We start from the raw sequence: 14,550 nt of genomic DNA, 5'->3' as shown, positions 1-14,550 counted from the left end.
TGCAAACAGGCAGTTACCCGACATAACCCTAGCCGCTTCTGGAGGCAGCACAAGCAGAATGTACCAGTCCGAGAGAAAATTCAAACAAACGTTTGTATTGGACCTCTGGAAAGACGCCTATATAATGTTTTTCTTTATTACAGCCGCCAAAATATAACTAGCATCAATGCTTTGAGGAGACTGTCCGTGGAACGCGAATTTATGGAGTTCGACGTTGTTATTGTCGGCGCCGGCCCGGCAGGCCTTTCCGCTGCCTGCCGATTGAAGCAAAAGGCGGCTGAGACCGGTCAGGAAATCAGCGTCTGCGTTGTAGAGAAAGGCTCCGAGGTCGGTGCTCATATTCTCTCTGGCGCCGTGTTCGAGCCGCGCGCACTCGATGAACTGTTCCCCAACTGGAAGGAACTGGATGCCCCGCTGAATACGCCAGTCAAGCGCGACGATATCTACCTGCTCAAGGACGCCGAACGTGCCAGGAAGCTGCCTGACTTTCTTGTCCCCAAGACCATGCACAACCAAGGCAACTACATCATTTCCCTAGGGAACCTGTGCCGCTGGCTAGCCCAGCAGGCTGAAGGACTGGGTGTAGAAATCTATCCAGGCTTCGCTGCGCAGGAAGCCCTGATTGATGAGAACGGCATCGTGCGAGGTATCGTAACCGGCGACCTGGGCGTAGACCGAGAAGGAAACCCCAAGGAAGGCTACTATACGCCCGGCATGGAACTACGTGCCAAATACACGCTATTCGCCGAAGGTAGCCGTGGGCATATTGGCAAGCAATTAAGCCAGCGTTTCAACCTGGGCGCCCATGCCGATGTGCAGCACTACGCGATAGGCATCAAGGAAATCTGGGATGTCGACCCTGCCAAGCATGAGCAGGGCCTCGTTGTGCATACAGCAGGCTGGCCGCTAGATGATGATAACCCGGGTGGCTCATTCCTCTATCACCTGGAAAACAACCAGGTCGTAGTGGGCCTGATCGTGGATCTGTCCTACAGCAACCCTTACCTCTCGCCCTTTGATGAATTTCAGCGCTACAAGCATCACCCGGTAATCAAGCAATATCTGGAGGGCGGCAAACGTGTATCTTATGGCGCTCGCGCCATTACTAAGGGCGGCCTGAACTCACTTCCCAAACTGACGCTCCCAGGCGGTGCATTGATCGGTTGTGACGGCGGTACGCTCAACTTCTCGAAGATCAAGGGCAGCCACACGGCGATGAAAACCGGCATGCTGGCCGCTGAAGCCATTGCCGAAGCCCTGGTAGCCGGGCGTGAAGCCGATGAGCTGACCTGTTATCTGGATACGTTCAAGAACAGTTGGGTATACGAGGAACTCTACAAGAGCCGCAACTTCGGCGCCGCCATCCATAAATATGGAGCAATAAAGGGCAACGCCTTCAACTTTATCGAGCAGAACCTGTTTGGCGGCAAGCTGCCCATTACGCTGCACGATACAACGCCCGACTACGCTTGCCTGAAAAAGGCGTCTGAATCCAAACGGATCGATTATCCCAAGCCTGACGGCAAAATCAGCTTCGACAAACTGTCTTCGGTGTTTCTCTCCAATACTAACCATGAAGAGGACCAACCTGTTCACCTGAAGCTCAAGGACCCGTCCATTCCGATCGACCGCAATCTTCCGCTCTACGACGAGCCTGCGCAGCGTTATTGCCCCGCTGGTGTATACGAAGTTGTGACGCAGGAAGACGGCGAGAAACGCTTCCAGATCAATGCCCAAAACTGTGTGCATTGTAAGACATGTGATATCAAGGATCCTTCCCAAAACATCACTTGGGTACCGCCAGAAGGCACTGGCGGCCCCAACTACCCTAACATGTAACAAAAAGGGCTCCCCAGGGAGCCCTTTCTTATTTCAGTCCTGCCGAGCCACCGGGAAAAACGCCCCGCCACTCCATAGGCCCTGCCACATCGCCCCCTCATAATGTTCCAGCGACATACATTCGACGAGCCGATAGAAGACATTGCGATGAATCAAGGCTTCGAGGCTATCCCTTACAAGCACGTATGGCGAAGGCTCTTGCGTACTAGGATCAATGACCACGCGCAGGGGATGATCAGCATTGGCTTCCACCGTATCGCCTACTTGGGTTGTAAAGCACAAAACCTGATTTTGCCTTTGACCTTGTACATCACAATCAATGGCCACAAAGGGAGCATCCTCAACCTGAATACCTACCTTCTCAACAGGCGTCACTAACACATAGCCTTGCTCATCCTTACGCAGGATGGTTGAAAACAGCCGGACCATGGCAGGTCGATTTATAGCAGAGCCTTGGTAAAACCAAGTGCCATCGCGCGCGATACGCATGTCGATATCGCCGCAGAAGGGGGGATTCCATGAATGAACCGGCGGCAATGCCTTACCCTCCCCGCTCGGTAACTGGGCGATCAGGTCATCAACCTTATGCGACTCACTCATGAACACTCCTTATCGCGTCAAACCCAACAGATGCTGAGCATACTCCGCAAGCGGAGGCGCTAGCAGGTCTTCGGGTTTCTCATTGTAAAATGTCAGGAAACCGCCCCGGCTGCGAATACGGGCCGTATCGACCAGATAATAAGTTGCCGTTTCGATCAGCATGACCTGAACCACACTGCGGTCCCGACCTACTCGATCCAACGCTTCCTGATCTTCCCACTCCTGCCAGTTGCCAATGGCATCATCAGCGGCTGCAAAGCGGGTATACAGCAGATAGTGAGCCCCCAGGTTACGTGCCTCGAGTATGGCTTCGTCCAATCCAATGGGCCCTTTGGCACGACGTACCCGTGGAAAATATTCCACGAAACCATTGAAGGCCTGTTCCGCTACGACATTGGGCCTGGCATATGGATGCCCTGGCGGCACGAACGCGCCTTGTGCGATATAGATATAAGAGTCCGGCTGCAACCGGAAGTTGTTCAATCGCTGTGTATGGCTGTAGTCGAGAAACCCAGCATCCCGCAGGTGATAAGTAGTACCAGCAGCCATATCGCTGACATTCATACAACCGGACAACAATACAATCGCACAAATGGCGAGGAAACGACGCATCTCTTTCTCCTGAACCGGCGACGAAAAACCGGCGCTGACACGCGTCTAGCAGTTTCCAGGCCAATCTATACGCTAACCCCCGATGATCTTCATCACCGTTACACCACCAGAGAACGCAACGTCCTGCTTATCGCCCAAGGCCTTGACCAGCAACCGCTGTAGCGCCGGAAGCGCTAGATGACGGGGCTTATCCAGCAAATCACCAACAAAGTGGCGATTACTGGATGACAAGCAGCCATGCAGCCAACCTGTTGAAGACAAGCGTAGACGCGAACAGCTACGGCAGAAAGGTACGCTTTCATTCGCAATAACGCCGAAGTAGCCCCCACCCTCTACCTGATAACGCAAGGCAGTGGCGTCTACAGGCGCATCAGCCTGTACAAAGGGATGGACCGCACCGATGATCTCTAAAAGCTCTGCCAACCGTACGAACTGCTGCTGGAAGCCGTTGGGATCACGCGCGAGATGCCCCATCCTCATCAGCTCGATAAACCGTAACTCGAAGCCGCGCTCGAGACAGTATTCGAGCAGCGGCAATATCTGATCAAGATTCTGGCCACGCAATGGGACCATATTGACCTTGATTTTAAGTCCTGCCTGACGGGCTTCTTCAAGACCTGCAAGCACCGTCTTCAGGTCGCCTCCCCGCGCGAGTACAGGGAAGGCTCCCGCATCGAGCGTATCCAGAGAGACATTCAGACGGCGAACCCCGTTGTCGATGATAATGGGCAGCTTTTTAGCCAGCAGCTGGCCGTTAGTGGTAAGACTAATGTCTTTGAGCTTTAAGGCGGAAACCGCCTGCAAGAAAGGCTCGAACTTGGGAGTGACCAGTGGCTCACCACCAGTAATACGCAGACGCTCGATGCCTGCAGCCTCAATAAGGTATTCAACACCACGAGCCATGGCATCAGCCGATAACTCATCTTGAGCCGCTACGAGGCGTTTCCCATTGGGAACACAATATGTACATGCATAATTGCATGCAGCGGTTAAGCTGATCCGTAGGTTGCGAAAGGCTCGACCCTGACGGTCAACGATCATGCTTGAACTCCAACTGCTTAACAGAGAAAAAAGATATCTGGGTCGAGAACGATTTATTCAAGCTCAGACTTTCGGACCTCACCGGGAAGCCGGTATTTCCGTGTCTCGCTTACGGCGGTTACCCATACGCACGCCGATGTCCATAAGAAACTGAAAAAATCCGTCCTGATCTTCAATGACATCTCGCCAGAAGGGAGAGTGGTACAAGGCTACCGCCCCGTGCACCAGCGCCCAGGCAGCGCAATAGTGAAAATAAGGAGGAACATCTTCCAGCTTCCCTTCAGCGATTCGTCCCTTGATCAGCTGAGTCAAACGATCGAAGTTTGACGCTCTGATCTTATGCAATTGTTCGACCAACTCAGGAACCTGATTAGCTTTGACCACCTTTTCTTCCAGCCGGTCAAAAAGCCTGTAGCGCTGAGGGTCGCGCATACGAAACTCAAAGTAGTCCCGGGACAGAGCCTCCCGATCACGTGCCACGTCTTCCGAGTGAAACAGCGAAGCCAGGTCTCGCTCGTAATCCAGCATCAGGCGAAGATAGATCTCGGCTTTGGATCGGAAATGTTTATAAATCGTTCCTTTTCCAATCCCGACCGCGTCAGCGATCATCTCTACAGTAACACTGTCCTCCCCTTCTTCCAGGAAAAGCTTGAGGGCTGTGTCTAGAATCTCCTGCTCACGGCGGCGAAATTCACGGACCTTTCGAGGTTCTTTCTGCATAGAATAAGTTTCTTTTTAGAGTCTGAATGCGGAAGGTATCGGTAGGGGAAGCTATTACCATCGGCTGGCACAACGCGAGATGGACGATACGCATCTGACAGGCGATGTCACATTGATTACGGCATTATGCCTAAAAATACATATTTTTGTATGGATGAGCCTCTTATGAACACCTGGATGAACGAGTTTCCGCATCATGAAACCCTGCGCTACCTCAACCATGCCGCAGTAGCGCCTTGGCCAGCGCGTGCATCGCAGGCCGTAGCGGCGTTTGCACAGGAAAACGTTATCCAGGGAGCCAAGGATTACCCCGCCTGGCTTGAAATCGAGCAGCAATTGAGAGCGCTTCTGATGAAGCTGCTTAATGCGCCCAGCACGGCAGATATAGCCTTGGTCAAGAATACGTCAGAGGCTCTGTCATTTGTTGCGTTTGGTCTGGACTGGCGGGCCGGCGATCAAGTGGTCATCAGCAATGAAGAATTCCCATCGAACCGAATCGTTTGGGAGGCACTGTCCCGCTTTGGAGTCGAAGTCATTGAGGTCAGTCTAGCTGGGACAAATCCTGAACAGGCGCTGCTAGAGGCCTGTACGTCCCGGACACGCCTGCTGGCGATCAGCGCAGTGCAATATGCAAGCGGCCTACGCCTGGATTTAGTCAAAGTAGGCCAGGGCTGTCGCCAGAAAGGCGTACTGTTGTGTGTTGATGCAATTCAACAGCTAGGCGCACTTCCTCTGGACGTACAAGCCTGCGAGTGCGCCTTTGCCATGGCAGACGGGCATAAATGGATGCTAGGCCCAGAGGGGCTTGGCGTTTTTTATTGTCGGAGTGATCTTAGAGAGCAGCTGACGTTAAATGAATATGGCTGGCATATGCTCGATAATGCTGGTGATTATAATAGTCGAGAATGGAAACCTGCACGCACCGCCCGCCGCTTCGAATGCGGTAGCCCCAACATGCTCGGCGCTGTCGCCTTGAAGGCCAGTCTCTCATTGCTCGATGAGGTAGGCATGGTGCAAGTTGCGCAGGAATTACATACCAGAATGCACATGTTGATTGAAGGACTGAAAGCACTTCCCGGTGCTCATGTCCACAGTGCGATAGATCCCAATCGCAGAGCTGGCATTCTAACGTTTACGCTGGATGGCAAAGACAATACGACTCTTTTTGAAGGCCTGAAGCGCGAGAACATTATCTGCGCTCAACGCGGTGCAGGCATCCGCCTTTCGCCACACTTTTACACACCGCAACAGGTACTGGATGAGACGCTGGATATCATCCGGAAGCTGTCGCGATAAGTGCTCAATGAAAGGTTGCCTATTCCAAATCTGTTTAAAAAATGATCAATCCCGACTGGATGTTCCCCATGGCTGATCAATACTTCTACTTACCGGCAGCGCCACTCCCCCGAGGCGTTATCGGTGGGATACATCGCTATTGGTGCATCCCGTTAAACTCCTAATGGTCTTGGCCCGGTTAGCAAAAACCGGGTTTTTTTTGACTATTGGTTTTATACAGCTTTTGCCAGAGGAAAGAGCCGGTAGAAATTTTCTGTAGTTTGCTCGGCCAGTGCTTCCAGCTCGACACCACGAACCGAAGCTAAAAACTCAGCCACTTCACGCACATATTGAGGGAGGTTCGGTTTGCCACGATAAGGAATAGGCGCCAGATAAGGCGAATCGGTTTCCACAAGAAGCCGATCGGCTGGCACCTGACGAGCCACTTCACGCAATGCCTCGGCATTTCGGAACGTCACGATTCCTGAAAGAGAGATATAAAAACCCAGGTCCAGGGCAGCCTTGGCCATTTCCCAGTCCTCGGTAAAACAGTGCAATACCCCTGCAGCAGTCAGATCAGCCTCTCTGAGCAAGGCCAACGTGTCAGCTCTAGCTTCACGGGTATGCACAATGACAGGTTTACCGGTAATCCGCCCCGCCTCAAGATGCAACCGAAAGGACTGCTTCTGCAGCTCAGCGCTTTCAGGCTCGTAATGATAGTCCAGCCCAGTTTCTCCGATGGCGACCACACGAGGATGATCCAGCTCGCGCAACAGCCACTCCAGCGCAGGCTCCTTTTCAGCAGAAACATCCAATGGATGAATTCCAACAGAGCAATGCACGTCCGGGTAACGCTCGGCAACAGTCTTCACATCGGCAGCATTTTCGGCGCTTACACCAATGCATAGAAAGTGCCCTACGCCTCTCTCCCTTGCCGCCTCAAGCTCCGCGTCCAGCGATCCATTATGAGCCGTTAGATCAAGGCGATCTAGATGACAATGGGAGTCGATCAGTTTCATGGGTTTTCCTGGTAAAAACGTGCGCTTTCAGCAAGGCCATGCTTGCACGAAAGAAAGAATTACATGGTATGCGTAGGGCGGTCCGACTTGAGCGTACCCGCCAGATAGGTCTCGATCTTGTTTCGAGCCGTGTTATCGCCGTCATTGAATTGAACGCCAACCCCAGCAGCACGATTTCCCTGTGCGCCCCGGGGCGTTATCCAGACGACTTTTCCGGCAACAGGGATTTTTTCAGGCTCATCCATCAGGTTGAGCAGCATGAATACTTCATCCCCTAGCTTGTATGACTTGTTTGTTGGAATAAACAGGCCACCATTACGGATGAAAGGCATATAGGCGGCATACAGTACTGATTTGTCCTTGATCGTAAGGGACAGAATTCCGTTTCGAGGACCCAGATTCGGAGGCAAACTCATACGACAGTACTCAACCATTATTAAGTGAATTCTAGCCCTGCTGCGGTAGGCTTGCCCACCGTATCAACAGCGCTTCAAGTAGCAGCACGCGATTCAGATTAGCCTTACCCATTACTTTCTGCCGCTGCTCGAGCAGCCAGTTCTGCAGATTTATGACCTGGGTAGAATCGGCCTTATCACCCAGATACTGGATTACTTTGCTCATATCGGCCAAACCGGTCACCGCTTGATCCCGAGTCATTTGATAGCGCAGGATCAACAATGCCCACTCACAGAACCAGTCCATCAATAGCAGTAACGGAATGCTGTTCCAGCTTTCGGCTAATGGACTTGGCGCGATCTGCCGCTTCAAGAGCTTTTTCAAGCCGTCTACAACATGTGACCGGTAAGCCTGAACGCCCATCGCATGCAAACGAGCAGCCGTTAAAGGCGAACCACCAGCCAGCGTCAGCACATCATTGAGATCTTCCGAGGAGAGATCAGGCAAGGCCTGCGCTAGCCAAGCCAGGCTTTCTTCTGGACGAGGTACGGGACAGGCCTGCTGCACACAACGACTTTTGATGGTAGGCAATAGTCGACTCGGCTGATGACTGATCAACACCAGGACCGTGTCACCGGAAGGTTCTTCTAGGCTTTTTAGTAAAGCATTTGAGGCATTGAGGTTCATCGCCTCAGCTGGTTCCAGCAGAATAACCTTGCGGCCGCCCAACTGTGCGGTTTGGGCAACGAAGTCGACCAGGCTCCTGATTTGATCAACGCGGATAGGCTTTTCCACCTCTTCCGGCTCTACAAGAAAATAGTCAGGATGCGTTCCAGCCCTTAACAAAAGACAAGCCTTACACTGGCCGCATGCCTCCCCTGCTGCTACGTTCTGGCAAAGCAAACGCCCTACAAGCCGCTCGGCCAGCGCCCGCTTGCCAATACCCGCTGGCCCATGAAATAGATAAGCATGGGCATGCCGTTCACGATGAGTCAGCCGCTCCCATAGTTCCGATTGCCACGGGTACCGCTCAACCACGGGCGCGCTCCAACAACTCAGGCACAAGCTGATCAAGTTGTTGCTGTACATCGGCAAGCGACTGGGCTGCGTCAACCACCCGATAGCGGTCGGTACCAGCCGCGGCACGGGAGAGATAAGTCTGCCTTACGGCCTCGAAAAAGCTGTGTTGTTCCCGCTCAAACCGGTCGAGGCGACCTCGTTTGGCTGCTCTTTCAAGACCTATTTCGATAGGTAAATCGAACACCAAGGTAAGATCAGGCTGCAGGCCTGACTGAACAAAGTGCTCCAGGGTGGCAATGCGTGCTTCCGAAAGCCCACGTCCCCCGCCCTGATACGCGTAGGTCGCATCAGTGAATCGATCACACAGGACAACCGCACCACGATCAAGCGCAGGCTTAATTACAGTGTTTAAATGCTGTGCACGTGCAGCAAACACAAGCAGCAGCTCAGTATCCGCATGCATGCCCTCATCGCAGGGGTCGAGCAGAAGTCCGCGGATGCGCTCGGCCAATGGCGTTCCACCAGGCTCACGTGTCAGCACCACTTCAAGGCCATGCGATTGTAATTGCCTTGCCAGATAATCACGGTTAGTGCTTTTACCTGCCCCTTCCGGCCCCTCCAGCGTAATAAACAACCCGCTCACTCAGACTCCTTGGTAATAGGTGCCGGACTCGAACGGTAATCGGCTCGGCGTTTAAGTTGATACTCACGAACAGCGCGGTTATGGGCATCGATATTATCGGAGAACACATGCGTTCCGTCTCCGCGCGCTACGAAGTAAAGACTTTTACCTGGTTCGGGGTGCAGCGCAGCATGAATCGCCTCCCGCCCTACCATGGAGATAGGCGTAGGCGGCAAACCAGGATTCACATAGGTATTGTAAGGCGTAGGTTGGCGCAGGTGCTCTCGGGTCAACTTGCCCTTGTAGTTGTCACCCAGCCCGTAGATAACCGTAGGATCTGTCTGCAAGAGCATATTCAACGCTAGACGGCGAACAAAAACGCCTGCTATTTGAGGCCGCTCTTGCGGAACCCCTGTTTCCTTTTCCACTAAAGAGGCCATGATCAGAGCCTGATACGGCTCTTGATAGGGCACATCCGGGGCGCGCGCCTCCCACTCCTCGGCAAGAACCTGCTCCAAACGTTGACTGGCCTGCTTCAGAATTTCGACGTCGCGCATTCCCTTTACATAACGATAGGTGTCGGGAAAGAAACGTCCTTCGGGATGCATACCAGGCTTACCTAAACGTACCATGGCGTCTTCGTCACTCAGTCCAGCCAATGTTTGCTCCAGCTTTTCCTGACGAGCCAAGGCATCCCGAACCTGATGGAAGTTCCAGCCTTCAACAAGCGTAACGTTGTATTGGACCACCTCGCCTTTTTGCCAGAGGGCAAGTAATTCACGAACACTCATCCCTGGCGTTACTCGGTACTCACCGCTGTGCAGAGCCTGTCCGGAAAGATTGAAACGCCAATACAAACGCAACCAGAAGGAACCGCTCAGTAACTTCTCCTCCTCAAGATGCCGGAGCATACCGCCCGGCGTAGCGCCCTTGGGTATTTCGACAAGCTGTTCCTGGCCAACCGCCACAGGCTGCTCGAGTGCCTTGTGTTGCAACCAGCCCATTCCGGCTAGCGCCAGCCCCATCAAGAGCAAGCCGCCCTCGAGCAGAACCAATAATTTTCGCATTACGAATCCAGAGCCTTTGAGGCAATCTGTTGAAGTTGACGTGTCAACGGGCCTATTGGCCATTCATGCTCAGCATACGTACATACTGGCCAAACACCATACTGACTGTTGCACATAAATACCTCATCAGCGGCCATGAACTCACTCAACGTCACCGGCCTGATTTCGGTCATGACGCCAAGCCCATCCGCGCAACGAAGAAGATAGGAGCGCATCACACCAGCAACACCACACTTATCAAGCACGGGCGTTATCAATGTGTTCCTGGACACGATAAAAAGGTTACTGAAAACGCCTTCTACAACATGTCCAAATGCATCACACATGAGGCCTTCAGCATAGTTTGCTCCCTGCCACTCTCCCCGCGCTAATACCTGCTCAAGACGGCTCAGGTGCTTGAGTCCAGCCAATAGCGGTTGGCAAGCCAGACGTGTCTGGCAGGGAAACAGACGGATCCCCTGCTCAGCATTCTCAGATGGATAGCGAGGCACAGGAGAGGCCAGCAGAAGACGTTGCGGTAGTGGATTCGACGGAGCCGCATAACCCCGTTCACCGAGGCCGGCCGTAATGATCAGCTTGGCTACACCGTTGCGTAACAACGCAGCATACTCAAGAATTTCAAGCCTGACTGCATCAAGCTCCAAGGGAATTGCCAGACGACGACATCCTTCAAGCAGCCGCATCAGGTGATCATCAAGGAATCGTGGTTGGCCGTTATGGACGCCTATCGTTTCGAAAAGCCCATGGCCATATGCCAAACCACGATCCCGGAAGGAAAGGCCAGCCTCATCCGGCTGACCATTAACCCAGTCTTTCATCACTCAGAAAAGCGACGGAAGATCAAACTACCATTAGTACCACCGAAGCCGAAGGAGTTGGACAGGCTGATCTCGATAGGCATTGCCTTTGGCTTATGCGGCACAAAGTCCAGATCACAGCCATCATCCGGATCATCCAGGTTGATGGTAGGTGGCGCCAGTTGGTCACGAATGGCCAGGATGCTGAAAATGGCTTCAACAGCCCCGGCAGCCCCTAACAGATGCCCAGTCATTGACTTGGTAGAGCTCACCGACAATTTGTAGGCATGCTCACCAAAGATCCGCTTGACCGCAGAAGCCTCTGCCATATCACCAGCAGGCGTGGACGTACCGTGCGCATTGATGTAATCGACCTGGGATGGATCGATTCGCGCATCTTTCAGTGCATTGCTCATACACTGTGCTGCGCCAGCGCCATCTTCAGGGGGGGCCGTCATATGAAACGCATCAGCGCTCATGCCAAACCCAATAAGCTCAGCATAAATATGGGCGCCACGCGCTTGAGCATGCTCTAGCTCTTCCAGAATCAATGCACCCGCGCCATCAGACAGCACAAAGCCGTCTCGCTGACGATCCCAAGGTCTGCTGGCCTTAGTAGGCTCTTCATTTCGGGTAGAAAGTGCCCGTGCAGCACCAAAACCACCCAACCCTAGCCCGCAGGTAGCCATTTCGGCACCGCCAGCCACCATGACATCAGCATCACCATAGGCAATGTTACGTGCAGCCATACCTACACAATGCGTGGAGGTTGTACATGCTGTAGCGATTGCATAATTAGGCCCCTTCAATCCCAAGTGGATGGAAAGGAAGCCGGAGACCATGTTAATGATCGAGCCAGGGACAAAAAATGGCGAAATACGGCGGGGACCTTGATCAAACAAGGCCTTGCAGTTGTTCTCGATATTGGAGAGACCACCAATACCAGACCCCATGGCGACACCAATTCGATCCCGATTGGCATCTGTCACTTCAAGTCCGGAATCACGCATAGCCTGGAAGCTAGCCGCCAGGCCATATTGAATAAAGAGGTCGAGTTTCCGAGCTTCTTTCGCAGAGAGATAATCTTCTACGTTGAATCCTTTGACTGATCCCCCAAAGCGGGTAGCAAAGGCAGAAACGTCCATGTGTTCAATCGGGGCAATACCGCTGCGACCAGCAAGAATGCCTTCCCAGCTGCTTTGCACGTCCCCGCCCAGCGGCGATACCATGCCCATGCCCGTGATCACGACGCGTCTACGTGACACAACGATTTCCTCATAGCTCGTTTGTTCGATCATCTAAAGTTATTACATTGATGATCGTTATATAGAAAAGCCGCACGCCTGGACAGGCGTGCGGCTTTCGTGTTCTACAGAAGAACCGACTTATTGCTGGTGAGCAACGATGTAGTCGATAGCTTCCTGAACAGTGGTGATCTTTTCGGCTTGTTCGTCCGGGATTTCAGTTTCGAATTCCTCTTCCAGAGCCATCACCAGCTCAACGGTGTCAAGGGAGTCGGCGCCCAGATCCTCGACGAAGGAAGCGCTGTTGGTTACTTCCTCTTCTTTCACGCCGAGTTGTTCAGCGACGATCTTCTTAACGCGTTCTTCGATGGTGCTCATACCGTGTTTTCACTCCTATGGAATAATCCGTGCAGCCGGACTGCGCGTAAGTGTATAGAAAGGGTTTTCAATATTTCAAGCTGACGCGACATCCTGACCTCTGAACTGACTTTTTGCTAGTCTTGAAAATTCACAAAAAGTCGTTCAACCCGTCAAAAATCGCTTAACTCATATACATTCCGCCGTTAACTGGAACAGTAGCACCTGTAACGTACGCAGCACTGTCCGTTGCTAAAAAGGCGACAACTTTTGCAATTTCTTCAGCTTGCCCTAATCGACCCAGTGGAATTTGAGTCAGAAGCGCTTCACGCTGAGCGTCTGGCAGCTCACGTGTCATATCAGTATCAATAAACCCTGGAGCCACGGCATTTACCGTGATCGCTCTGGAACCTACTTCACGAGCCAACGCCCGAGTAAACCCCTCAAGACCGGCCTTGGCGGCAGCATAATTGGCCTGGCCAACATTACCCATAGCCCCAACAACAGAGCCTATGCTGATGATGCGCCCCCAACGAGCTTTGGTCATCCCACGCAATACGGCTTTCGACAAACGGAACAGGCTGTTCAGGTTGGTATCGATTACATCGAACCACTCGTCGTCTTTCATGCGCAGCATCAGATTATCTCGCGTGATGCCCGCATTATTGACCAGAATAGCAGGCGCACCATATTGCTGCTGAATCTGTTCCAACGCCGCCGTCACCGAAGCGTTGTCTGCAACGTTCAGCACCAGTCCGGTGCCCTCTATACCATTGGCCTTCAGGCTTTCGCTGATACGGAAGGCACCGCTTTCGCTGGTAGCCGTACCGATCACGGTAGCCCCGAGGCGTCCGAGCTCAAGAGCAATGGCCTGTCCGATGCCACGTGTTGCACCGGTTACCAATGCGACTTTACCTTGGAGGCTCATGTTTTCTCCTTAAATCAAGCCAATGCTGCTTGGGTAGCAGCAAAAGCATCAGGCGCGTCAAGACTATAGGTCTCTATACCTTTGACACACCGCTTGTTCAAACCTGCCAGGACTTTTCCGGGCCCGCACTCTACCAGTTGAGTAACCCCTTTGTCCGCAAGCAGTTGAACGGACTCGACCCAGCGCACCGGACTGTACAGTTGCGCCAGCAGGTTCTGCTTCAGCGCTGCAAGACCTGCACTGACTCCGGCGTTTACATTCTGAACGACCGGAATGGAGGGCTGCTGCCATTGGATCGCGTTAACAGCCTCGGCAAAGCGCTCCGCTGCCGGACGCATCAACTCACAATGGGAGGGCACACTTACCGGAAGCGGAACCGCACGTTTTGCGCCACGCGCCTTGCATAGCTCGACAGCTCGCATCACTGCAGCTGCGTTACCTGCAATGACTACCTGCCCAGGCGCATTATAATTCACTGCGCTCACAACATCACCCTGGGCCGCTTCAGCACAGGCGTTAACGATATCTGCATCTTCTAGCCCCAGGATAGCGGCCATTGCGCCCTCGCCCGCTGGCACAGCTTCCTGCATCAGCTGTCCACGGCGCTCAACGAGCCTTACAGCGTCAGTAAAGGCCAGAGCACTTGCAGCAACCAGAGCGGAATATTCGCCAAGACTATGACCTGCCACATAAGAAGGACGTACGCCTCCCCTTGCCTCCCACAGTCGCCACAAGGCAATAGACGCCGTCAGAATGGCGGGCTGAGTCTTGTCCGTTTGATTCAACCGCTCTTCCGGACCTTGCTGAACCAGTGACCAGATATCGTAGCCAAGCGCATCAGAAGCCTCAGCAAACGTATCGCGTATCTGCGAATGTTGAGCTCCAATATCGGCCAGCATACCCAAGGACTGTGAGCCTTGGCCTGGAAATACGAAAGCGAAAGAAGCAGACATAGTCGATCTCTTTTTAGTCTCATCAAAAGCCACAGCCTAACAGCATGCCGCAGCAGGTTC

The 14,550-nt window shown here is 53.1% G+C and carries 16 protein-coding genes; 2 read left to right on the top strand and 14 right to left on the bottom strand.

All coding sequences use genetic code 11. The features are described from left to right. Positions 1–186: 186 nt before the first annotated feature. Positions 187–1,839: an electron transfer flavoprotein-ubiquinone oxidoreductase gene (locus tag AC4LF3_RS07055; protein ID WP_491835002.1), complete on the top strand. Its 1,653-nt coding sequence runs from the start codon at positions 187–189 to the stop codon at positions 1,837–1,839. A 33-nt stretch (positions 1,840–1,872) separates the two neighbouring features. Here the strand turns inward: AC4LF3_RS07055 and AC4LF3_RS07050 are convergent, their stop codons facing one another. The 4 genes from AC4LF3_RS07050 to AC4LF3_RS07035 all read right to left on the bottom strand — a co-directional run bounded on the left by AC4LF3_RS07050 (position 1,873) and on the right by AC4LF3_RS07035 (position 4,812). Beyond that, positions 1,873–2,439: a DUF1285 domain-containing protein gene (locus tag AC4LF3_RS07050; RefSeq protein ID WP_313552016.1), complete on the bottom strand. Its 567-nt coding sequence runs from the start codon at positions 2,437–2,439 to the stop codon at positions 1,873–1,875. Positions 2,440–2,448: 9 nt separating this feature from the next. Continuing rightward, positions 2,449–3,051: a DUF4823 domain-containing protein gene (locus tag AC4LF3_RS07045; protein WP_074827447.1), complete on the bottom strand. Its 603-nt coding sequence runs from the start codon at positions 3,049–3,051 to the stop codon at positions 2,449–2,451. Positions 3,052–3,123: 72 nt separating this feature from the next. Continuing rightward, positions 3,124–4,092, bottom strand: coding sequence for a GTP 3',8-cyclase MoaA (locus AC4LF3_RS07040; RefSeq protein ID WP_491835000.1), 969 nt, complete (start codon positions 4,090–4,092; stop codon positions 3,124–3,126). A gap of 78 nt (positions 4,093–4,170) precedes the next feature. Then, the gene (locus tag AC4LF3_RS07035; RefSeq protein WP_010797741.1) at positions 4,171–4,812 is read right to left on the bottom strand and encodes a TetR/AcrR family transcriptional regulator; all 642 of its coding nucleotides are present in this window, start codon (positions 4,810–4,812) and stop codon (positions 4,171–4,173) included. A 165-nt stretch (positions 4,813–4,977) separates the two neighbouring features. Between AC4LF3_RS07035 and AC4LF3_RS07030 the strand changes: the two genes are divergently transcribed. Further along, positions 4,978–6,108 carry an aminotransferase class V-fold PLP-dependent enzyme gene (locus AC4LF3_RS07030; RefSeq protein ID WP_491834999.1) on the top strand — a complete coding sequence of 377 codons (1,131 nt, stop codon included), beginning with the start codon at positions 4,978–4,980 and terminating at the stop codon, positions 6,106–6,108. 212 nt (positions 6,109–6,320) lie between these two features. Here AC4LF3_RS07030 and AC4LF3_RS07025 read toward each other — a convergent pair whose 3' ends face one another. From AC4LF3_RS07025 to fabD, 10 genes are all read right to left on the bottom strand, one after another. Further along, a complete protein-coding gene (locus AC4LF3_RS07025) occupies positions 6,321–7,106 on the bottom strand; it encodes a TatD family hydrolase (RefSeq protein ID WP_491834998.1) in 786 nt (261 codons plus the stop codon). A 59-nt stretch (positions 7,107–7,165) separates the two neighbouring features. Then, positions 7,166–7,522 carry a PilZ domain-containing protein gene (locus AC4LF3_RS07020; RefSeq protein WP_010797738.1) on the bottom strand — a complete coding sequence of 119 codons (357 nt, stop codon included), beginning with the start codon at positions 7,520–7,522 and terminating at the stop codon, positions 7,166–7,168. A 31-nt stretch (positions 7,523–7,553) separates the two neighbouring features. Next, the gene (locus AC4LF3_RS07015; protein ID WP_491834997.1) at positions 7,554–8,540 is read right to left on the bottom strand and encodes a DNA polymerase III subunit delta'; all 987 of its coding nucleotides are present in this window, start codon (positions 8,538–8,540) and stop codon (positions 7,554–7,556) included. Continuing rightward, the gene (tmk, locus tag AC4LF3_RS07010) at positions 8,533–9,165 is read right to left on the bottom strand and encodes a dTMP kinase (RefSeq protein ID WP_407363110.1); all 633 of its coding nucleotides are present in this window, start codon (positions 9,163–9,165) and stop codon (positions 8,533–8,535) included. The genes AC4LF3_RS07015 and tmk overlap by 8 nt, the downstream gene beginning before the upstream one ends. Next, positions 9,162–10,211 (bottom strand): endolytic transglycosylase MltG, encoded by a 1,050-nt coding sequence (gene mltG, locus AC4LF3_RS07005; RefSeq protein ID WP_491834996.1) that lies wholly within the window; start codon positions 10,209–10,211, stop codon positions 9,162–9,164. The genes tmk and mltG overlap by 4 nt, the downstream gene beginning before the upstream one ends. Further along, entirely contained in the window at positions 10,211–11,029 is an 819-nt protein-coding gene (pabC, locus tag AC4LF3_RS07000; RefSeq protein ID WP_491834995.1) for an aminodeoxychorismate lyase, read from the bottom strand. Before pabC ends, mltG begins: the two co-directional genes overlap by 1 nt. Beyond that, a complete protein-coding gene (fabF, locus tag AC4LF3_RS06995; protein WP_074827562.1) occupies positions 11,029–12,273 on the bottom strand; it encodes a beta-ketoacyl-ACP synthase II in 1,245 nt (414 codons plus the stop codon). The genes pabC and fabF overlap by 1 nt, the downstream gene beginning before the upstream one ends. A 120-nt stretch (positions 12,274–12,393) precedes the next feature. After that, a complete protein-coding gene (gene acpP / locus AC4LF3_RS06990; protein ID WP_007160597.1) occupies positions 12,394–12,630 on the bottom strand; it encodes an acyl carrier protein in 237 nt (78 codons plus the stop codon). A 163-nt stretch (positions 12,631–12,793) separates the two neighbouring features. Continuing rightward, positions 12,794–13,537, bottom strand: coding sequence for a 3-oxoacyl-ACP reductase FabG (gene fabG, locus AC4LF3_RS06985; protein WP_074827461.1), 744 nt, complete (start codon positions 13,535–13,537; stop codon positions 12,794–12,796). A gap of 14 nt (positions 13,538–13,551) precedes the next feature. Continuing rightward, positions 13,552–14,490 (bottom strand): ACP S-malonyltransferase, encoded by a 939-nt coding sequence (gene fabD, locus AC4LF3_RS06980; RefSeq protein ID WP_491834994.1) that lies wholly within the window; start codon positions 14,488–14,490, stop codon positions 13,552–13,554. Between the last annotated feature and the right edge of the window lie 60 nt (positions 14,491–14,550).

Source organism: Pseudomonas sp. C2.3V (assembly GCF_058536325.1).
Note: the sequence above shows the minus strand (reverse complement) of the source record. Positions and strands in the feature narration are given on the sequence as shown.

What these genes read in the sequence shown, in the direction of transcription:
- AC4LF3_RS07045 (WP_074827447.1), bottom strand. Translation starts at nt 3,051, where the DNA reads ATGCGTCGTTTCCTCGCCATTTGTGCGATTGTATTGTTGTCCGGTTGT.
- fabD (WP_491834994.1), bottom strand. Translation starts at nt 14,490, where the DNA reads ATGTCTGCTTCTTTCGCTTTCGTATTTCCAGGCCAAGGCTCACAGTCC.
- AC4LF3_RS07050 (WP_313552016.1), bottom strand. Translation starts at nt 2,439, where the DNA reads ATGAGTGAGTCGCATAAGGTTGATGACCTGATCGCCCAGTTACCGAGC.
- AC4LF3_RS07035 (WP_010797741.1), bottom strand. Translation starts at nt 4,812, where the DNA reads ATGCAGAAAGAACCTCGAAAGGTCCGTGAATTTCGCCGCCGTGAGCAG.
- acpP (WP_007160597.1), bottom strand. Translation starts at nt 12,630, where the DNA reads ATGAGCACCATCGAAGAACGCGTTAAGAAGATCGTCGCTGAACAACTC.
- AC4LF3_RS07020 (WP_010797738.1), bottom strand. Translation starts at nt 7,522, where the DNA reads ATGAGTTTGCCTCCGAATCTGGGTCCTCGAAACGGAATTCTGTCCCTT.
- mltG (WP_491834996.1), bottom strand. Translation starts at nt 10,211, where the DNA reads ATGCGAAAATTATTGGTTCTGCTCGAGGGCGGCTTGCTCTTGATGGGG.
- pabC (WP_491834995.1), bottom strand. Translation starts at nt 11,029, where the DNA reads ATGAAAGACTGGGTTAATGGTCAGCCGGATGAGGCTGGCCTTTCCTTC.
- fabG (WP_074827461.1), bottom strand. Translation starts at nt 13,537, where the DNA reads ATGAGCCTCCAAGGTAAAGTCGCATTGGTAACCGGTGCAACACGTGGC.
- AC4LF3_RS07025 (WP_491834998.1), bottom strand. Translation starts at nt 7,106, where the DNA reads ATGAAACTGATCGACTCCCATTGTCATCTAGATCGCCTTGATCTAACG.
- AC4LF3_RS07030 (WP_491834999.1), top strand. Translation starts at nt 4,978, where the DNA reads ATGAACACCTGGATGAACGAGTTTCCGCATCATGAAACCCTGCGCTAC.
- AC4LF3_RS07040 (WP_491835000.1), bottom strand. Translation starts at nt 4,092, where the DNA reads ATGATCGTTGACCGTCAGGGTCGAGCCTTTCGCAACCTACGGATCAGC.